Source organism: Serratia sp. EC4 (genome assembly GCF_059652115.1).
The window spans coordinates 46,895-65,030 of the sequence record NZ_JBNIDE010000004.1; the positions used below are offsets into that span (position 1 = coordinate 46,895).

Annotated in this window: 18 protein-coding genes; 6 read left to right on the forward strand and 12 right to left on the reverse strand. The window is 60.6% G+C overall.

Annotation, left to right across the window (positions count from 1 at the left end):
* Positions 1-4 precede the first annotated feature (4 nt).
* The 3 genes from ispF to ftsB are packed head-to-tail and all read right to left on the reverse strand — an operon-like array spanning position 5 to position 1,520.
* Positions 5-478: a 2-C-methyl-D-erythritol 2,4-cyclodiphosphate synthase gene (gene ispF / locus ACP39K_RS13745; RefSeq protein WP_004932594.1), complete on the reverse strand. Its 474-nt coding sequence runs from the start codon at positions 476-478 to the stop codon at positions 5-7.
* A 10-nt stretch (positions 479-488) separates the two neighbouring features.
* Positions 489-1,196: a 2-C-methyl-D-erythritol 4-phosphate cytidylyltransferase gene (gene ispD, locus ACP39K_RS13750; protein WP_028127843.1), complete on the reverse strand. Its 708-nt coding sequence runs from the start codon at positions 1,194-1,196 to the stop codon at positions 489-491.
* 3 nt (positions 1,197-1,199) lie between these two features.
* On the reverse strand, positions 1,200-1,520 hold the full coding sequence (gene ftsB / locus ACP39K_RS13755; protein WP_016929043.1) for a cell division protein FtsB: 321 nt from the start codon (positions 1,518-1,520) through the stop codon (positions 1,200-1,202).
* A 403-nt stretch (positions 1,521-1,923) separates the two neighbouring features.
* Here ftsB and ACP39K_RS13760 point away from each other — a divergent pair, with 403 nt between their 5' ends.
* The 3 genes from ACP39K_RS13760 to ACP39K_RS13770 all read left to right on the forward strand — a co-directional run bounded on the left by ACP39K_RS13760 (position 1,924) and on the right by ACP39K_RS13770 (position 4,234).
* Positions 1,924-2,694, forward strand: a complete 771-nt coding sequence (locus ACP39K_RS13760) for a basic amino acid ABC transporter substrate-binding protein (protein WP_016929044.1) — start codon at positions 1,924-1,926, stop codon at positions 2,692-2,694.
* A 114-nt stretch (positions 2,695-2,808) separates the two neighbouring features.
* Positions 2,809-3,528, forward strand: coding sequence for an amino acid ABC transporter permease (locus ACP39K_RS13765; protein ID WP_042706788.1), 720 nt, complete (start codon positions 2,809-2,811; stop codon positions 3,526-3,528).
* Positions 3,512-4,234: an amino acid ABC transporter ATP-binding protein gene (locus ACP39K_RS13770; RefSeq protein ID WP_161544405.1), complete on the forward strand. Its 723-nt coding sequence runs from the start codon at positions 3,512-3,514 to the stop codon at positions 4,232-4,234. The genes ACP39K_RS13765 and ACP39K_RS13770 overlap by 17 nt, the downstream gene beginning before the upstream one ends.
* A gap of 52 nt (positions 4,235-4,286) precedes the next feature.
* On the opposite strand, the gene ACP39K_RS13775 is transcribed toward ACP39K_RS13770, so the two are convergent.
* From ACP39K_RS13775 to cysG, 5 genes are all read right to left on the reverse strand, one after another.
* Positions 4,287-4,613 carry a DUF3561 family protein gene (locus tag ACP39K_RS13775; RefSeq protein WP_016929047.1) on the reverse strand — a complete coding sequence of 109 codons (327 nt, stop codon included), beginning with the start codon at positions 4,611-4,613 and terminating at the stop codon, positions 4,287-4,289.
* Between the two features lie 84 nt (positions 4,614-4,697).
* The gene (gene cysC / locus ACP39K_RS13780; protein WP_497008588.1) at positions 4,698-5,387 is read right to left on the reverse strand and encodes an adenylyl-sulfate kinase; all 690 of its coding nucleotides are present in this window, start codon (positions 5,385-5,387) and stop codon (positions 4,698-4,700) included.
* On the reverse strand, positions 5,326-6,753 hold the full coding sequence (gene cysN, locus ACP39K_RS13785) for a sulfate adenylyltransferase subunit CysN (RefSeq protein WP_497008589.1): 1,428 nt from the start codon (positions 6,751-6,753) through the stop codon (positions 5,326-5,328). Before cysN ends, cysC begins: the two co-directional genes overlap by 62 nt.
* 11 nt (positions 6,754-6,764) lie before the next feature.
* Positions 6,765-7,673, reverse strand: a complete 909-nt coding sequence (gene cysD, locus ACP39K_RS13790) for a sulfate adenylyltransferase subunit CysD (protein ID WP_004932620.1) — start codon at positions 7,671-7,673, stop codon at positions 6,765-6,767.
* Positions 7,674-7,695: 22 nt separating this feature from the next.
* On the reverse strand, positions 7,696-9,126 hold the full coding sequence (cysG, locus tag ACP39K_RS13795) for a siroheme synthase CysG (protein ID WP_330765106.1): 1,431 nt from the start codon (positions 9,124-9,126) through the stop codon (positions 7,696-7,698).
* A gap of 260 nt (positions 9,127-9,386) precedes the next feature.
* Between cysG and ACP39K_RS13800 the strand changes: the two genes are divergently transcribed.
* Positions 9,387-10,457, forward strand: coding sequence for an aminopeptidase (locus tag ACP39K_RS13800; RefSeq protein ID WP_028127845.1), 1,071 nt, complete (start codon positions 9,387-9,389; stop codon positions 10,455-10,457).
* A gap of 55 nt (positions 10,458-10,512) precedes the next feature.
* Here the strand turns inward: ACP39K_RS13800 and ACP39K_RS13805 are convergent, their stop codons facing one another.
* From ACP39K_RS13805 to cysJ, 3 genes are read right to left on the reverse strand one after another with little or no spacing between them, the layout of a single operon-like run.
* On the reverse strand, positions 10,513-11,247 hold the full coding sequence (locus tag ACP39K_RS13805; RefSeq protein WP_016929052.1) for a phosphoadenylyl-sulfate reductase: 735 nt from the start codon (positions 11,245-11,247) through the stop codon (positions 10,513-10,515).
* Between the two features lie 60 nt (positions 11,248-11,307).
* Positions 11,308-13,023 carry an assimilatory sulfite reductase (NADPH) hemoprotein subunit gene (gene cysI / locus ACP39K_RS13810; protein ID WP_016929053.1) on the reverse strand — a complete coding sequence of 572 codons (1,716 nt, stop codon included), beginning with the start codon at positions 13,021-13,023 and terminating at the stop codon, positions 11,308-11,310.
* Positions 13,023-14,825 carry an NADPH-dependent assimilatory sulfite reductase flavoprotein subunit gene (cysJ, locus tag ACP39K_RS13815; RefSeq protein WP_497008590.1) on the reverse strand — a complete coding sequence of 601 codons (1,803 nt, stop codon included), beginning with the start codon at positions 14,823-14,825 and terminating at the stop codon, positions 13,023-13,025. Before cysJ ends, cysI begins: the two co-directional genes overlap by 1 nt.
* 436 nt (positions 14,826-15,261) lie before the next feature.
* On the opposite strand from cysJ, the gene queD reads away from it, so the two are divergent.
* Positions 15,262-15,621 carry a 6-carboxytetrahydropterin synthase QueD gene (queD, locus tag ACP39K_RS13820; RefSeq protein ID WP_004932638.1) on the forward strand — a complete coding sequence of 120 codons (360 nt, stop codon included), beginning with the start codon at positions 15,262-15,264 and terminating at the stop codon, positions 15,619-15,621.
* Positions 15,622-15,651: 30 nt separating this feature from the next.
* Here queD and queE read toward each other — a convergent pair whose 3' ends face one another.
* Positions 15,652-16,323, reverse strand: coding sequence for a 7-carboxy-7-deazaguanine synthase QueE (gene queE, locus ACP39K_RS13825; RefSeq protein ID WP_004932641.1), 672 nt, complete (start codon positions 16,321-16,323; stop codon positions 15,652-15,654).
* Between the two features lie 327 nt (positions 16,324-16,650).
* Between queE and ACP39K_RS13830 the strand changes: the two genes are divergently transcribed.
* A complete protein-coding gene (locus tag ACP39K_RS13830; RefSeq protein ID WP_015376678.1) occupies positions 16,651-17,991 on the forward strand; it encodes an MFS transporter in 1,341 nt (446 codons plus the stop codon).
* Positions 17,992-18,136 lie beyond the last annotated feature (145 nt).

An 18,136-nucleotide genomic window follows, 5' to 3' on the forward strand; every position in this document is an offset into this window, starting at 1 on the left:
GCGGTTATTCCTTGATCAGCAAGGCGACCGCTTCGCACGCGATGCCCTCGCCGCGCCCGGTGAAACCGAGCTGCTCGGTGGTCGTGGCCTTCACGTTGACGTCATCCATATGGCACTGCAAATCTTCCGCCAGGAAGACGCGCATCTGCGGGATGTGCGGCGCCATTTTCGGCGCCTGGGCAATAATCGTGATGTCGAGATTGCCCAGGCGGTACCCTTTGGCGCGGATGCGTTTCCAGGCTTCGCGCAGCAGCTCGCGGCTGTCCGCGCCCTTGAAGGCCGGATCGGTATCGGGGAACAGCTTGCCGATATCGCCCAGCGCCGCCGCCCCCAACAGGGCGTCGGTGGCGGCATGCAGCGCGACGTCACCGTCGGAGTGGGCCAGCAAGCCTTTGTCGTAAGGGATGCGAACACCACCGATCACCAACGGGCCTTCGCCGCCGAATTTATGTACATCAAAACCGTGACCGATACGCATGATGCGCTCCTTAATTGTCTAACTGGGTCAAATAGAACGCCGCCAGCGCCAAATCCTCCGGCCGCGTTACTTTAATGTTGTCCGCCCGGCCGGCGATCAGCAGCGGATGATAGCCGCAATGTTCCAGCGCCGAGGCTTCGTCGGTGACGTTCGCGCCTTCATCCAGCGCGCGCTGCAGGCACTGCTTGAGCAGCGGCAGCGGAAACAGCTGCGGCGTCAGCGCATGCCACAGATCCTGCCGTTCGACGGTGTGGGCGATGGTTTCGCGGCCGGGTTCGGCGCGTTTCATGGTGTCGCGCACCGGCGCGGCGAGAATGCCGCCGACCTTGCTATGTGCGGTGATCGCCAGCAGGCGCTCGAGATCGTCGGCGTGCAGGCAGGGGCGCGCGGCGTCGTGCACCAGCACCCAGTCCGCATCACCCGCCAGTTTCAGCCCGGCCATCACCGAATCGGCGCGCTGCTTGCCGCCTTCGGTGACGATCACCCGCGGATCCTGGGCGATCGGCAACTGTTCGAACTGGCGATCTTCGGGGCCAATCGCCACGATCACCCGTTCAATGCGCGGGTGGCGCAACAGGGCGTGAATGGCGTGTTCGACGATGCTGTGCCGGCCGATGGTTAAATATTGCTTCGGGCATTCCGCCTGCATGCGGCTGCCGATACCGGCAGCGGGCAGGACGGCAATCACCGAGGGAAAGGTACCTGCGGAGTGATTCATGCGTTATTTTTGTGCGTTGTTTTGCGAAGAAGACGCCGCGTTGCGTCTGGATTGGTCAGGAACCAGACGATAGAAAGTCTCACCGGGCTTGATCATGCCCAGCTCATTACGCGCACGCTCTTCGATCGCTTCCTGTCCGCCGTTCAAATCATCGATTTCGGCAAACAGCTGATCGTTACGCGCTTTCAACTTGGCGTTGTTGCCCTGCTGGACCGCAACGTCTTCATTGACCCGCACGTAATCGTGAATACCATTTTTGCCCAGCCACAGTGAATACTGTAACCAACCGAGCAATGCCAGCAATAGCAGCGTAAGTTTTCCCATCTCCGCCCCCTGAAAAACCGACCAATCATCCCACAACTTCTCGTTGGACTCCACACTGAGAGCGGCATTTCAGCGCCAAATTCAGAATACGGATGAAGGGTTCCCGTGTTTATCGCCTAATTCCGCTGCGAAAGCGGCAAAAAACGCCCCTTTGGCTCGGCGCGCGCGCCGCGTTTTCCAATGAGACACACGCTGCCCCACCTCCATTATGCAGCAAGAATCACTGCATCACCGCTTCCTGGCCCATCGCTTACGCCACAGCAAAGCAAAAAGTGAATATTTAACACCATAGAGAGAATAATCCTCATGCAGCGGTTGCACTTTCATTCATTGAAGCTTATTTTTATGCACTCATAGTGCATAAATAATTCCAATATATAACCATTCATTATCGGGGATCGCGATGTTAAAACGTTTAGTTCTGATCGGCGCCTGCCTGGCCGCCACCTTCTCTATCGCCGCGTTGGCGGCTGAACCAACCTACGTCGTCGGCTCCGGCGGCACCTATCGGCCGTTCGAATTTGAAAACAGCCAAAAGCAGCTGGAAGGTTTCGACATCGACATCATCAAGGCGGTGGCCAAGGCTGAAGGCTTCCAAATCAAACTGATCAATACGCCGTGGGAAGGGATCTTCGCCACGCTGAACTCCGGCGATCGCGACATCATCATTTCCGGCATCACCATCACCGACAAGCGCAAGCAAATGGTTGATTTCTCAGCACCTTACTTCCCGGCTGAGCAGGCTATCGTGGTGCCGCAAGACTCGACGGTGGACTCCATCGCCGCGCTGAAAGCGCTGAAGGTCGGCGTGGTAAACTCCAGCACCGGCGACATCGTGGTGTCCGACGTGCTGGGTAAAAACAGCACCGCCATCAAGCGCTTTGACAACACCCCGCTGATGCTGCAGGAGTTGTATGAAGACGGCATCGGCGCGGCGGTCGGCGACGTCGGCGTGGCCAAGTTCTATATCAAAACCCACCCTGAGAAAGCCTTCAAGCTGGTGCCCGACGCCAAGTTCGAGCGCCAGTATTTCGGCATCGCCGTCGCCAAAGGCAACGATGAACTGCGCAACAAGATCAACGCCGGCCTGAAGAAAATCGTCGCCGACGGCACCTACGCCAAGATCTACCAAACCTGGTTCGACAGTAACGTACCGACGCTGCCGGCAGAATAATCCCCAGTCGCCGGCGCCCGCAAGAGCGTCGGCGCGCCACCGTTTCAGCCTACCAAGAAGGAATACCCCTTGAACTTCCGCTGGGAGATCATCCAGGAATACGCGCCGCTGTTTATGGAAGGCGCCTGGATGACCATCAAATGCACCATTATCTGCGTGCTGCTGGGCACCACCTGGGGCTTGATCCTCGGGCTGGGCCGCTTGGCGCAGGCGCCGCACGGCATCTGGAAACCCATCCTGCATTACGGCGTTCAGTGGCCGGTGCGCATCTACATCAGCGCCTTTCGCGGCACGCCGCTGTTCGTGCAGATCATGGTGGTGCACTTCGCGCTGGTGCCGCTGTTCATCAACCCGCGTGACGGTCTGCTGGTCACCAGCGGCCTGATGAGCGTCGATTTCGCTCGCGCGCTGCGCGCCGACTACGGCGCCTTTCTCTCCTGCGTGGTGGCGATCACGCTCAACGCCGGCGCCTATGTGTCGGAAATCTTCCGCGCCGGGATCCAGTCGATCGATCGCGGCCAGATGGAGGCATCGCGCTCGCTGGGCATGAGCTATGGCAAGACCATGCGTCAGGTGATCCTGCCGCAGGCTTTCCGCCGCATGCTGCCGCCGCTGGGCAACAACGCCATCGCCATCGTCAAGGATTCGTCGCTGGCCTCCGCCATCGGCCTGGCGGATCTGGCCTATGCCGCCCGTACCGTCTCCGGCGCCTACGCCACCTACTGGGAGCCCTATCTGACCATTTCGCTGGTCTATTGGGTCATCACCTTCCTGCTCTCGCTGCTGGTGCAGCACATGGAAAAGAGGTTCGGTAAAAGTGATTCGCGTACATAACCTGCAAAAACAGTTCGGCGAAAGCCACGTGCTGCGCGGCATTTCTTGCCAGATCGCCGCCAACGAAGTGGTGTGCGTCATCGGCCCTTCCGGCTCGGGAAAAAGCACCTTCCTGCGCTGCATCAATGCGCTGGAAACGCTCTCCGGCGGCGAGATCGAGGTGAACGGCTTCGCCGTCCACGATCAGAAAACCGACCTGAACAAAATGCGTGAAAGCGTGGGCATGGTGTTCCAGCGCTTCAACCTGTTCCCGCACATGACGGTGTTGGAAAATATCATCATGGCGCCGGTGAGCGTGAAGAAACAGCCGCGCGCTGAAGCCATCGCACAAGCCGAGCAGCTGCTGCTCAAGGTTGGCCTGCTCGACAAGATCGACGCCTATCCCAACAGTCTGTCCGGCGGCCAGCAGCAGCGGGTGGCCATCGCCCGCGCGCTGGCGATGGAGCCGAAGATCATGTTGTTCGACGAACCGACCTCCGCGCTCGATCCTGAGCTGGTGGGCGAAGTGTTGGCGGTGATGAAATCACTGGCCCTCGAGGGCATGACCATGGTGGTGGTGACGCATGAGATGGGCTTTGCCCGCGAGGTGGCCGACCGGGTGCTGTTTATCGATCAGGGGATCATTCAGGAGGAGGGTGCGCCGCAGCAGATCTTCAGCCAGCCGGCCAATCCGCGCACGCAGGCGTTTCTAAGCAAAGTTTTGTAACCTTCGGCATCGCTTTACCCCTCTTCGGGCGCCGGCATCGGCGCCCGTTCTCTCACCACCCAGTCAGGAAGCTGAACACCAGCCAGAACAAGCACAGCACGACGGCGCCGGTCAGCAGCAGAGTCAGGATCAAACGACCGCGCAGCAGCATGCTGAGAGTGATGCCGATCAGCACCGACAGCGGCATCAGCGCCAGGAAAAACGGCCAGGTATAGAGCAGGAAAAACAGCGTGTTGGAACCGTAAACCAGAAACGGCAACGCGAACGCCAGCCAGTAGAAAACAAAGCCGCTGACGCCGCCCAGGAAAGAATAAGAAGGCTCCTCTCTCTCCTGTTTTGACTGCTTGGAGTCGATCAAGATAGGCGTGACATTTTGCATAGTGATCCCTGGTTATTCGGCTCGCTCTGCGGCGGCTTAGAGTAAAAAGCGCATGGCGAAAAACGCCACACGCTTTTTTTGAATTCAGGGTTTGATAATAGCCTGACCACGCAACACGTCTAACAATTGCGCAATCAAATTTGTTACCAATTGTTGGCCGTCGAGGTGGATTTCCGGCTGCTGCGGCGCCTCATAAACCGCGTCGATACCGGTGAAATTGCGCAGCTCGCCGGCGCGCGCTTTCTTATACAATCCCTTCGGATCGCGCGCCTCACAGATCGCCAACGGCGTGTCGACGAAAACCTCGATAAAGCGATCGTCGCCGAGCATCTCGCGCACCAGTTGCCGCTCGGCGCGGTGCGGCGAAATGAACGCGGTCAGCACCACCAGCCCGGCATCCACCATCAGTTTGGCCACTTCCCCCACACGGCGGATGTTCTCGCGCCGATCCTCGTCGGAAAAACCGAGATCGCGGCACAAACCGTGGCGCACGTTATCGCCGTCCAGCAGATAGGTGCTGACGCCAAGCCCATGCAGCGCTTGCTCCAGCGCGCCGGCGACGGTGGATTTGCCCGAGCCGGACAGCCCGGTAAACCACAGCACCGCGCCGCGGTGGCCGTTGCGCGCTTCGCGATCCGCGCGCGTGACCGCGTGCGGATGCCAAACCACGTTCTCATCGTCCGGCCCGGTCGCCCTCAGTTCAGCGGCCACCTTATCGGCCACCGAGCAGATCGCGGACGCCCCAGTGCGGGAAGTGCTTGCGCACCAGCGCATTCAGCTCCAGCTCGAAGGCGCTGAATTCTCCGCGCGCCGCCGATGCGGCCTGCAGCGTTTCACGCACCAGACCGGCGCCAACCGTGACGTTGCTCATGCGATCGATGAAGATCAGCCCGCCGGTGTCGTGATTGCTCTGATAGCTGTCCAGCACCAGAGGTTCGTCGAAGGTCAGCTCCACCAACCCGATGCCGTTGAGCGGCAATGTGTCGGCCGGGTGTTGCGCCAGCGTGTTGATCTCCACCTGATGGCGGATGCTCTCCACGCGGGCGCGGGTCTTTTTGCCGGCGATCTTGATGTCGTAGCTCTGGCCCGGCACCAGCGGCTGCTCGGCCATCCATACCACGTCCACCCGCGCGCTCTGCGCCGCCTGCAGGTTTTCGCCGGCGTCGACCAGCAAATCGCCGCGGCTGATGTCCACTTCATCTTTCAGCACCAGCGTAATCGCCTCGCCCGGCACCGCTTCTTGCAGATCGCCGTCAAAAGTCACGATGCGCGCCACGCTGGACTCCACGCCGGAAGGCAGCACTTTGATGCGTTGCCCCACCCGCACCACGCCGGCGGACAGCGTGCCGGCATAACCGCGAAAATCGAGGTTCGGGCGGTTGACGTACTGTACCGGGAAACGCAGCGGCTGGTTTTCTCGCTCGCTGATCACATCAACGCTCTCCAGCACTTCCAGCAGCGTCGGGCCGCTGTACCACGGCATATGGGCGCTTTCGCTCGCCACGTTGTCGCCGTCCAGCGCCGACAACGGCACGAACTTGATGTCCAGATCGCCAGGCAACTGCTGGGCGAAGGTCAGGTAATCCTGTTTGAACTGCTCAAACACCGCTTCCTGATAGTCCACCAGATCCATTTTGTTTACCGCGACCACCAGATGGCGAATGCCCAGCAGGGTCGCGATAAAGCTGTGGCGGCGAGTCTGATCCAGCACCCCTTTGCGCGCGTCGATCAACAGGATCGCCAGATCGCAGGTCGAGGCGCCGGTGGCCATGTTGCGGGTGTACTGCTCATGCCCCGGGGTATCGGCGATGATAAATTTACGTTTTTCGGTCGAGAAATAGCGATAGGCCACGTCGATGGTGATGCCCTGCTCGCGCTCGGCCTGCAGGCCGTCCACCAGCAGCGCCAGGTCGAGCTTTTCGCCCTGAGTACCGATGCGTTTGCTGTCGCTGTGCAGCGTTGACAGCTGATCCTCGTAGATCTGGCGGGTATCGTGCAGCAGGCGGCCAATCAGGGTGCTTTTGCCGTCATCGACGCTGCCGCAGGTCAGAAAGCGCAGCAGGCTCTTGTGCTGCTGCGCGTGCAGATAGGACTCGACGCCGCCCTGGTCAGCGATTTGTTGTGCAATTGCGTTGTTCATCCGGCGGCTCCTTAGAAATACCCTTGACGCTTTTTCAGCTCCATCGAGCCGGACTGATCGCGATCGATCATCCGCCCCTGGCGTTCGCTGGTGGTGGAGACCAGCATCTCTTCGATGATCTCCGGCAGGGTTTGCGCCTGCGAATCCACCGCGCCGGTCAGCGGCCAGCACCCCAGGGTGCGGAAACGCACCATGCGCTGGCTGATCACTTCACCCGGCTGCAGATCGATGCGATCGTCGTCCACCATCATCAGCATGCCGTCGCGCTCCACCACCGGGCGAGGTTTCGCCAGGTACAGCGGCACGATGTCGATCTTTTCCAGGAAGATGTACTGCCAGATATCCAGCTCGGTCCAGTTCGACAGCGGGAACACGCGGATGCTCTCCCCTTTGTTGATCTGGCCGTTGTAGTTGTGCCACAGCTCCGGCCGCTGGTTTTTCGGATCCCAGCGGTGGAAGCGATCGCGGAACGAATAGATGCGCTCTTTGGCGCGCGATTTCTCCTCGTCGCGCCGCGCACCGCCGAAGGCAGCGTCGAAACCGTACTTGTTCAACGCCTGCTTCAGGCCCTCGGTTTTCATGATGTCGGTATGCTTGGCGCTGCCGTGCACGAACGGGTTGATGCCCATCGCCACCCCTTCCGGGTTTTTATGCACCAGCAGCTCGAAGCCGTACTCCTTCGCGGTGCGATCGCGGAATTCGTACATTTCGCGGAACTTCCAGCCAGTATCGACATGCAGCAGCGGGAACGGCAGCGTGCCGGGGAAGAACGCCTTGCGCGCCAAATGCAGCATCACGGAAGAGTCTTTGCCGATGGAATACAGCATCACCGGGTTGGCGAATTCAGCGGCGACTTCACGGATGATATGGATACTCTCCGCCTCCAATTGCCGCAAATGAGTGAGTCGTTTTTCGTCCATAACAGATCCTTAAAAGCCTTGCCTATGCCAAATTCACGACGGCCGGGCGCGCGGCCCCTTCCGTCTGCGATTGATGCCCGAACCAGGCGATTTGATGGTGCAGTTCCACCACTTCGCCAATCACCAGCAGCGCCGGCAGCGGCGCCCGTTGGGCCAGGTATTCCAGGTGTTCCAGCGTGCCGATCTGCACCTGCTGATCGGCGCGCGTGCCGCGGCTGATCACCGCTACCGGCGTCGCGGCGTCGCGACCGTGGGCGATCAGACGTTGGCTGATGTCCGCCGCCTTCATGGTGCCCATGTAGATAGCCAGCGTCTGCCGCGCCCGGGCCAGATCGGCCCAGTCCAGACCATCGCCGTCCGGGCGGCAGTGGCCGGTGATAAAGGTCACGCTCTGCGCGTGATCGCGATGCGTCAGCGGAATGCCGGCGTAGGCGGTCGCCCCCGCGGCGGCCGTGACGCCCGGCACCACCTGGAACGGAATGCCGGCGGCGGCGGCCACCTGCAGCTCTTCGCCGCCGCGGCCAAAGATGAACGGATCGCCGCCCTTGAGGCGCACCACGCGTTTGCCCTGCTGCGCCAGCTCCACCAGCAGCCGGTTGGTCTCTTCCTGGATCACCGAGTGCGCGCCGGCGCGCTTGCCCACGCAGATGCGTTCGGCGTCGCGGCGCACCAGATCGAGGATCTCGCCGCTGACCAGATGGTCATACAGCACCACGTCCGCCTGCTGCATCACCTGCAGCCCGCGCAGGGTCAACAGCCCCACGTCGCCCGGCCCGGCGCCCACCAGGGCGATCTCGCCCTGTGCGCCTTCATCGCTTGCGGCGAAGCGGTGTAAATCCTGCTCCAGCTGCCGTTCCGCCTGCGCCGTCTGGCCGTTGGCCACCAGCGTGGCGAAACGGCCGCCGAAGGTTTTCTCCCAGAAACGGCGACGTTCGCCGATCGAAGCCAACCGCCGTTTGACCTGGCCGCGCCAACGGCCCGCCACCTGCGCCATCTGCCCCAAACTGGCGGGCAGCAACGCCTCCAGCTTTTCGCGCAGCAGTCGCGCCAGCACCGGCGCCTGGCCGCTGGACGACACCGCCACCACCAGCGGCGAGCGATCGATGATCGACGGGAAAATGAATGAGCAGCGCGGCTGATCGTCCACCACGTTGGCCAACACCCGGCGTTTATCCGCCTCGGCGAACACCGCGGCGTTCAGCGCGTTGTCGTCCGTGGCGGCGATCGCCATAAACACGTCGTCCAACTGCTGCGGATCAAAGCTTTTCCCCAGCCAGAGCACCTGCCCTTGCTGACGTTGTTGTTCCAGTTCCGGTGAGAGCGACTGCGCAACTATCCGTATTTCAGCCCCGGCGCGCTGAAGCAGATCGACTTTGCGCGCAGCCACGTCACCACCGCCAACGACCAGTACCGGGCGTTGTTTCAGGTCGGCGAATATTGGTAGATAGTCCACAACAGCCTTTTCATATAACAGAAAGATAGTGTGACTATACGGGCTGAGATTTAGCCTCTGAAATGACGAAAAGGAATGATTAGTTCCTTTATGGAATATAGGCCGCAACGCAGGAGGCAAACGGTAATACTCACGGCGGCGGTTTGCGCGTTCGTACGAAATTAAGAGACAGGGAAATTGTGTAATGCCGCCCGGCGTCTCATACTGGGTGCCGAAGAAAAATGATCGGCAGCGCCGATAGCAAAGAAGGATTTTTCGGTATGTTTTCCCGTTTTTACCTGAAGACCAGCCTGCTGGCCCTCGCACTCGGCGGCGTCTTCAGCGTTTGTGCCGCACAGCCCGTAAAAGACGCGCCAATGGGCCGTTTCGCCGCAGAACAGACCCGCCACATCGCCACTTACTTCCCCGGCCGCATGGCGGGCAGCCCGGCAGAATTGCTCACCGCCGACTATCTGAAGCAGCAATTCAGCAAGATGGGTTACCAAAGCGACATTCGCAGCGTCAATACGCGCTATCTCTACACCAGCAAAGACGGCAAGAAGAATTGGAACAACGTCACCGCCAGCTCGGTGATCGCCGCCCGCAACGGCGACAGCCCAAAACAGATCGTGGTCGTCGCCCACTTCGACACCTATACGCCGCAGAGCGATGAGGATCTGGATAACAACCTCGGCGGCCTGACGCTGCAGGGCGTCGACGACAACGCCTCCGGCATCGGCGTGATGCTGGAACTGGCGGAACGCCTGAAGAACATTCCCACCGCCTACGGCCTGCGCTTCGTCGCCACCAGCGCCGAAGAGATCGGTTCACTGGGGGCGCAGAACTACCTGCAACGCATGAGCGCGGAAGAGAAAAGCAACACCGTGCTGGTGATCAACCTCGACAGCCTGATCACCGGCGATCGTCTGTATTTCAACGCCGGTCGCAACACGCCGCCGCAAATGGCGAAGCGTTCCCGCGATCGCGCGCTGGATATCGCCCACCGCTACGGCATCGCCGCCGCCACCAATCCGGGCAGCGCACAGCATCCGAAAGGCACCGGCTGCTGCTCCGATCAAGAGGTGTTCGACGCCGCTGGCATCCCGGTGCTGTCGGTGGAGGCCACCAACTGGTCGCTGGGCGACAAAGATGGCTACCAACAGCGCGCCGTCAGCCCGCACTTCCCGCAGGGCATCACCTGGCACCGTCCGCAGTATGACAATCTGCAGTATCTGGATCGCTACCTGCCGGGGCGGATCGACAAACGCAGCCGCGACAGCGTGCAAATCCTGCTGCCGCTGATCAAAGAGCTGGCGCAGGCGCACCCGCCGAAAGCGCAGAAGAAAAAGTAGCCCGCAAAAAAACAGGGCCCAGCATTACTGAGCCCTGTCATGTTGATCGCGCCGTTTAGCCTTCGTGCAGGCCGCACTCGCGCTTCAGGCCGAAGAAACGCGTCTCTTCCTCGCTCATGCCCGGCTCCCACTTCTGGGTGGTGTGGGTATCGCCGACCGACAGGTAACCCTGCTCCCACAGCGGGTGATAACTCAGCCCGTGTTCGGTCAGATACTGGTAAATCTTGCGGTTGTCCCAGTCGATGATCGGCAGGATCTTGAACACCCCACGCTGCACCGCCAGTACCGGCAGATTGGCGCGGCTGCCGGACTGCTCGCGCCGCAGGCCGGCGAACCAGCTCTGCGCGCCCAGCGTTTCCAGCGCGCGGTTCATCGGCTCGACCTTGTTGATCTGGTTGTATTTTTCAATCCCTTCCACGCCCTGCTCCCACAGCTTGCCATAGCGCGCCTCTTGCCAGGCGGGAGACTGCTCCGCGCGGAACACCTGCAGATTCAGCTTCAGTTGGTCGGTCAGTTGATCGATAAAGCGATAGGTTTCCGGGAACAGATAACCGGTGTCGGTCAGGATCACCGGGATATCCGGCCGGATACGCGTCACCAGGTGCAGGCATACCGCCGCCTGAATGCCGAAACTGGACGAGAGTACGAATTCGCCGGGCAGATGCTCCAGCGCCCATGCAACGCGCTGTTCGGCGCTGAGGGTCTCCAGTTGGCCATTGACCACCGCTAATGCCAGCGCCTGCCCGGATTTGGGCAACGCGTTCAGCGCCGCCAGATCGAATTCAGCCATGTTGTCTCTCCTGATACTTGAAATGACCTGTGCGGCCCCTCTGCCCAGGGGCCGCCGGCCTCACTCCCAAAAATCTCGCGCCGGATCCAGCACCGGTTTGACGATGCCCGCGCGAACGGTGAAGTCGCCGAAACCTTCGCCGGCGTTGCGCTCCTTCGCCCAGCGCCCCACCAGCAGATCGATCTCGCTCAGGATCTCATCTTCGTTGATGTTCTCGCGGTACATGCGCGGAATGCGCGTGCCTTCACGGTTGCCGCCCAAATGCAGGTTATAGCGGCCGACCGCCTTGCCCACTAGCCCCAGCTCCGCCAGTAGCGCGCGGCCACAGCCGTTCGGGCAGCCGGTGATGCGCAGCACGATATGCTCGTCACCCACCCCGTGCCGATGCATGATCCCTTCCACCTTGGTGACAAACTGCGGCAGGAAACGCTCGGCCTCCGCCATCGCCAGCGGGCAGGTCGGGAACGACACGCAGGCCATCGAGTTTTTGCGTTGCTCGCTGATCTCGTCGTCGATCAGGCCATGATCGCGCGCCAAGGCTTCGATCTTCGCCTTTTCGCTTTCCGGCACGCCGGCGATGATCACGTTTTGGTTCGCCGTCAGGCGGAAGTCGCCTTTATGGATCTTGGCGATCTCCGCCATGCCGGTCTTCAGCGGGCGCCCCGGATAGTCCAGCAGGCGGCCGTTCTCAATAAACAGCGTCAGGTGCCACTGATCGTCGATGCCCTTCACCCAACCGATGCGATCGCCGCGGCCGGTGAATTCATACGGCCGAATCGGCGCAAAAGTGATGCCGGCGCGCTTTTCCACTTCGGCGCGGAAAACGTCCACCCCGACGCGCTCCAGCGTGTATTTGGTTTTGGCGTTCTTGCGATCGGTGCGGTTGCCCCAGTCGCGCTGCGTGGTCACCACCGCTTCCGCCACCGCCAGCGTATGCTCGAGCGGAATGTAGCCGAACTCGCTGGCCTGACGCGCGTAGGTTTTCTTGTTGCCGTGCTCAATGGACAGCCCGCCGCCCACCAGCAGGTTGAAGCCCACCAGCTTGCCGTTTTCGGCGATCGCCACGAAGTTCATGTCGTTGGCGTGCAGATCGACGTCGTTCTGCGGCGGGATCACCACCGTGGTTTTGAATTTGCGCGGCAGGTAGGTCGGCCCCAGAATCGGCTCTTCGTCGGTAGTGGCCACCTTCTCCTGATCCAGCCACACCTCTGCGTAGGCGCGGGTGCGCGGCAGCAGGTGTTCGGAGATCTTCTTCGCCCACTCGTAGGCTTCCTGATGCAGCTCGGACTCCACCGGGTTGGAGGTGCACAGCACGTTGCGGTTCACGTCGTTGGCGGTCGCCAGCGCGTCCAGCCCCAAGCGGTTCAGCAGCTGGTGCACCGGTTTGACGTTGCCTTTCAGAATGCCGTGAAACTGGAACGTTTGGCGGTTGGTGATGCGAATGCTGCCGTACAGCGTGCTCTCCTGCGCGAACTTGTCGATGCCCAGCCACTGCTGCGGGCTGATGATGCCGCCCGGCAGGCGACAGCGCAGCATCATGGCGTGGCGCGGCTCCAGCTTCTGCTCGGCGCGTTCGGCGCGAATGTCGCGGTCATCTTGCTGGTACATGCCGTGAAAACGGATCAGCAGGAAGTTGTCGCCGTTGAAGCCGCCGGTCAGGCCGTCGTTCAAATCTTCGGCGATGGTGCCGCGCAGGAAGTTGCTTTCCTTCTTCATGCGCTCCGCATCGGCCAGTTTGCCTTCGACTACCAAAGGCCCGGGGTGTTTATCACTCATCAGTAAACATCTCGCTGATAACGGCGCTCAAGGCGCAGCTCACTTAAAAATTCATCCGCCTGCTCGGTATCCATGCCACCGTGCTCGGCCACCAGTTCCAGTAATGTGTTTTCCACGTCTTTCGCCATGCGATTGGCATCGCCGCAGACGTAAATGTGCGCGCCTTCCTGAATCCAGCGCCACACTTCCGCGCCCTGTTCGCGCAGTTTGTCTTGTACGTATATTTTATGTTGCTGGTCGCGGGACCAAGCCAGATCGATGCGGGTCAGCAGGCCGTCTTTCACGTAGCGCTGCCATTCGACCTGATACAGGAAATCTTCGGTAAAGTGCGGGTTGCCGAAGAACAGCCAGTTTTTGCCGCCGGCGCCGTCCGCGTCGCGCTGCTGCATAAAGGCGCGGAACGGCGCGATGCCGGTGCCCGGGCCGATCATGATCACCGGCGTTTCCGGGTTGGCCGGCAGACGGAAGTTGTCGTTGTGCTCGATAAACACCCGCACGTCGCCGTCCTCCTCCAGGCGATCCGCCAGGAAGCTGGAGGCGCCGCCGCTGCGGGCGCGCCCGTCGATGTCGTAACGCACCACGCCCACGGTGATGTGCACTTCGCTTTCGTTCTCCGCCTGCGAAGAGGCGATGGAGTACAGGCGCGGCGTCAGCGGACGCAGCAGGCCGATCAGCTGTTCGGCGCTCAGATCCGCCGGCGCCTGGCGCACCATGTCGACGATCGGCGTGTTGTGCGCGTAATGCTGCAGCGCGGCTTTATCCGCCAGCAGGCCGATCAGCGTTTCGTCGCGCGACAGCGCGGCGTATTTATCGACGATCGGCGTGGTGTTCTGCGTCAGCTCGAAATGGCTGCGCAGCGCCTGCGCCAGCGGCAGGGTCTGCCCTTCCACCTCAACCGGCTCGTCGCCTTTCAGCCACAACAGCTGCACCAGTTCGTCCACCAGCGCCGGATCATTGTCGAACCATACGCCGAGCGCATCGCCCGGCTGATAGCGCAGGCCGGAGTCGCCCAGATCGATCTCGATATGGCGCACGTCTTTATCCGACGCGCGGCCGGTAATTTTCTGCTTGACCGCCAGTTGGGCGGTGAGCGGTTGTTCCTTGCTGTACGGACTGCTGTCGATCAGGTCAACCGCGCCGCTGGCCAACACGCCCGGCGCGGCGCTTTCCGCCGGCGCGCGCGCCTTCAGCACCGACACCACCTGTTTGCGCCAGGCGGCGGCCAGCTCTTGGTACTCCACGTCGGCATCCACGCGCTCCACCAGGCGCTCGGCACCCAGCTCGGCCAGCTTGCCGTCGAAATCTTTACCTGACTGGCAGAAATTCTCATAAGAGGTGTCGCCCAGCCCGAACACCGCAAACGCGGTGTCATTGAGCTTCGGCGCCTTCTTCGAAAACAGGAATTTATGCAGCGCCACCGCTTCTTCCGCCGGCTCGCCTTCCCCTTGCGTGGAAGCGACGATCACCAGCAGGCGCTCTTGAGCTATCTGCTTGAACTTGTAGTCGCCGGCGTTGATCAGCGTGGCGCTCAGATTGGCGGCCAGCAGATCGTCGCGCAGCTGCTCCGCCAGGCGGCGCGCATTGCCGGTCTGCGAAGCGGAAATGATGGTGATGCCGGCGGCAGCCGCAGGGGCGACAGGCGCAATGGCCACGGCTCCGGGCTGTTGATTGACCATGCCCCAAAAATAACCGGACAGCCACGCCAGCTGCGTCGGCGAATAGTCGCCGATCGTCGCCTGCAGGCGCGCCAGCTGTTCGGGCGTCAGCGGGAGCAAAGATGTTGGAGGAGCCTGAGTCGTCATTGCTGTACTTATTTCCTATACTTAGCGCCTTTCCTGCCAGGCGCGCGCCAGTGCCAGTCGCTGTCTCTTCGCTGCGTCGGGTGTGCGGAAAAGATCAGGAGAGTTTGTAAGGTTACCGAGCAGAATAGCAACGATTAAATAAGGGATAGCAATAAATCATAACCAAAATGACTAAGCTGTTTTTCTGGTAAGGGATAACGCTTAAACCGTTAAACAAAGTTTTTTATCCAGATGAAATTAAAGCGCTTTTTTTCATCATTTTTTCACCGTTCAACATTTCGACTCATAACCCCAGCCGATAGGTGCCGCAAACACCAAACAAAAAAAGTGTTAACCGGGCGCGGTTACCGCGGCGGTAGACCATAACGGTATAAATGGCAAGCAGACGCGCTTTCCGGTACTATGCGGCGGTTTTTGAGTCAATGAGGCCGTAATAATGGCAACCACGCTGTTTAAAGATTTTCAGTTTGAAGCCGCACACCGCTTGCCGCACGTGCCGGAGGGCCATAAATGCGGCCGTCTGCATGGGCATTCGTTTATGGTGCGTCTGGAAGTGACCGGTGAAGTGGATCCCCACACCGGTTGGGTGATGGATTTCGCCGAGCTCAAGGCTGTGTTTTCCCCGATCTGGGAACGGCTGGATCACCATTATCTGAACGATATTCCAGGATTGGAAAATCCCACCAGCGAAGTGCTCGCCGCCTGGATTTGGCAGCAGCTCAAGCCCCAGCTGCCGGAATTGACGGCGGTGATGGTGAAAGAGACCTGTACTGCGGGATGCGTATATAAAGGTTAAAAGAAAGGGCGCCGCAATGGCGCCCTGATTTTAGGCGATGTTCAGATACTTGTGGGTCTGCATCGACAGCCGCCAATTGCGCGCGATACAGGTTTCAATACACAGACGGGTCGCCTCTTCTTTCTGGCTGATCGGCTGCAGCGCGATAATGCGCGCCTTGTCATCCTGCAACGTCGCCAGCAGCGCATCCAGCGCCTCGATGTCGCGCTCGCGCGCCACCGGATGCTTCACCTCGTCGGCGCGCCGCAGCGCCTGATCCAACACCTTCATGCCGCCGCGCATATTCACCTTGGGCGAAACCGTCACCCAGGTGTTGGCGGAGCAGCGAATTTCGTGGGTGCCGCTGGTTTCAATCTGGCAACGGTAGCCGTGCTGTTCGAACAGCTCGGTCAGCGGCGCCAGATCGTAAATGCAGGGTTCGCCGCCGGTGATCACCACATGGCGCGCGGTGTAGCCTTGTTGGCGCATCACCGCCAACAGCTGCTCGGCGCTGGCATTGCCCCAGGCGTCGCTCTCTTCTGTTTTGACCAGGATCCGTTGCAGGTCTACTTCCCGATGGGCTTCCTTTTCCCAGGTATGTTTGGTGTCGCACCAGCTGCACCCTACCGGGCAGCCCTGCAGGCGGATGAAAATGGCCGGCACGCCGGTGAAAAAGCCTTCGCCCTGCAAGGTTTGGAACATCTCGTTGATCGGGTACTGCATCGGTTTCTCAATCTGGAAAAGTAAAAAACGATTATCGCAGATTCCGGCCCGGCGACCAAACGGCCAAAATTGTATTAAATTTTTTCCTCCGCGCCGCCGCCAGCATATCTCACCGCCAATGGCGTTCATTTAATTTGTTAACCGGTCTTAGGCCTTTCATTCGCGGTGCAACCTGCTCCACAGAAAACAACACGCAGTTAACAAATAAGATAATTATATTTGACATAAAGCGCCGACGCGCAGATGTATATACAAGCAAACACAAGCCGAGCGTCAGTCTCGGCCACGTACTATTCATCACGACTACATCTGCGTTTAGAGGGTGCCATGACTCATTCCACCAGCGAGTTAAATATTCAACAGGCCATCGACGACAGCAAGTTTTCGCTGTTTCACTGGACACTGATCATTCTCGGATTCCTGATCCTCGCCATCGACGGTTTCGATACCGCCGCCATGGGCTATATCGCCCCCTCGGTCGCCAAAGACTGGGGCATCGTGAAGCAGGATCTGGGGCCGGTGCTGAGCGCCGCGCTGCTGGGGCTGTCGCTCGGCGCGCTGATAGCCGGGCCAATCTCCGACCGCATCGGCCGCAAGCGCGTGCTGGTGTTTTCCTGCCTGTTCTTCGGCCTGTCGAGCCTGGCCACCGCCTACGCCGGCTCGCTCAATAGCCTGACGCTGTGGCGTTTCCTCACCGGCCTCGGGCTGGGAGCGGCGATGCCCAACGCTATCACGCTGATCTCCGAATACGCGCCGCAGCGCTGCCGTTCGCTGGCGATCAATACCATGTATTGCGGCTTTCCGCTGGGCGCGGCCGGCGGCGGCGCCATTTCATCGTGGCTGATCCCGAGCTACGGCTGGCACAGCGTGCTGTTGCTCGGCGCCATTGCGCCGCTGGCGTTGACGGTTTTGCTGATCCTGCTGCTGCCGGAATCGGTCAAATATATGGTCAACCGCGGGCAGGATGCGGCGAAGATCAAACGCATCGCGCAACGCTTCGTCAGCCAGAGCCTCGACGGCGTGACGCGTTTTTACCTGTACGAAGAGAAGCTGACGCAGGCCAAGACCAGCGTCGGCCTGCTGTTCAGCCGCCCTTACCTGCTCGGCACGCTGATGCTGTGGGTGACCTACTTCATGGGGCTGGTGATCTACTACGTGTTGCTGAGCTGGATGCCAATCCTGATGCAGGGGCTGGGCTATCAGCTGGAACAGTCGGCGATGCTCACCTCGCTGTTCACCTTCGGCGGCACGCTGGGCATCCTGGTGGCCGGCTGGCTGATGGACCGCTGGAATGCGCACAAAGTGGTCTCGAGCGGCTTTGTCGTCACCGCCCTGCTGATCGTGGCGATGGCCACCGAAGACAAGCAGATCGTGCTGCTGGGCGCCTTCATCTTCCTGATGGGCGTCACCATGAACGGCGCGCAGTCCGGGCTGCAAACGCTGGCGGCCACCTTCTACCCGACCCACAGCCGCGCCACCGGCATCGCCTGGATGCAGGGCATCGGCCGCTTCGGCGGCGTCGCCGGCACCATGATGGGCGCCCAACTGCTGGCGATGCAGTGGGAAGTGCAGAGCATCCTGATGTTCCTGTGCGTACCGGCGCTGATCGCCGCCATCGCCACGGTGTGCAAGATGAGCCGCAAGCCGATGCTGCAACCGGCCGCCTGAGTCTGGCAAGCCCGCCCACGGCGGGCTTTCTTCCCGCGGTGATAGGGCTTGTTTATCCTCCGCCGCCAACTGTAATCAGTCTGTAAAAATATTGTGACTAGCCGCCCAAAAATGAGTCAATTTTAATTCATTTTTGCCGAACAGC

Bases quoted from the DNA above. Each gene is read 5' to 3' on its own strand.
- ACP39K_RS13760 (WP_016929044.1), top strand. From the start codon at position 1,924: ATGTTAAAACGTTTAGTTCTGATCGGCGCCTGCCTGGCCGCCACCTTC.
- cysI (WP_016929053.1), bottom strand. From the start codon at position 13,023: ATGAGTGATAAACACCCCGGGCCTTTGGTAGTCGAAGGCAAACTGGCC.
- ACP39K_RS13775 (WP_016929047.1), bottom strand. From the start codon at position 4,613: ATGCAAAATGTCACGCCTATCTTGATCGACTCCAAGCAGTCAAAACAG.
- ispD (WP_028127843.1), bottom strand. From the start codon at position 1,196: ATGAATCACTCCGCAGGTACCTTTCCCTCGGTGATTGCCGTCCTGCCC.
- ftsB (WP_016929043.1), bottom strand. From the start codon at position 1,520: ATGGGAAAACTTACGCTGCTATTGCTGGCATTGCTCGGTTGGTTACAG.
- queD (WP_004932638.1), top strand. From the start codon at position 15,262: ATGGCAACCACGCTGTTTAAAGATTTTCAGTTTGAAGCCGCACACCGC.
- ACP39K_RS13765 (WP_042706788.1), top strand. From the start codon at position 2,809: ATGGAAGGCGCCTGGATGACCATCAAATGCACCATTATCTGCGTGCTG.
- cysJ (WP_497008590.1), bottom strand. From the start codon at position 14,825: ATGACGACTCAGGCTCCTCCAACATCTTTGCTCCCGCTGACGCCCGAA.
- cysC (WP_497008588.1), bottom strand. From the start codon at position 5,387: ATGCGCTGGTGCGCAAGCACTTCCCGCACTGGGGCGTCCGCGATCTGC.
- queE (WP_004932641.1), bottom strand. From the start codon at position 16,323: ATGCAGTACCCGATCAACGAGATGTTCCAAACCTTGCAGGGCGAAGGC.
- cysD (WP_004932620.1), bottom strand. From the start codon at position 7,673: ATGGACGAAAAACGACTCACTCATTTGCGGCAATTGGAGGCGGAGAGT.
- ACP39K_RS13805 (WP_016929052.1), bottom strand. From the start codon at position 11,247: ATGGCTGAATTCGATCTGGCGGCGCTGAACGCGTTGCCCAAATCCGGG.
- cysN (WP_497008589.1), bottom strand. From the start codon at position 6,753: ATGAACAACGCAATTGCACAACAAATCGCTGACCAGGGCGGCGTCGAG.
- ACP39K_RS13800 (WP_028127845.1), top strand. From the start codon at position 9,387: ATGTTTTCCCGTTTTTACCTGAAGACCAGCCTGCTGGCCCTCGCACTC.
- ispF (WP_004932594.1), bottom strand. From the start codon at position 478: ATGCGTATCGGTCACGGTTTTGATGTACATAAATTCGGCGGCGAAGGC.
- ACP39K_RS13830 (WP_015376678.1), top strand. From the start codon at position 16,651: ATGACTCATTCCACCAGCGAGTTAAATATTCAACAGGCCATCGACGAC.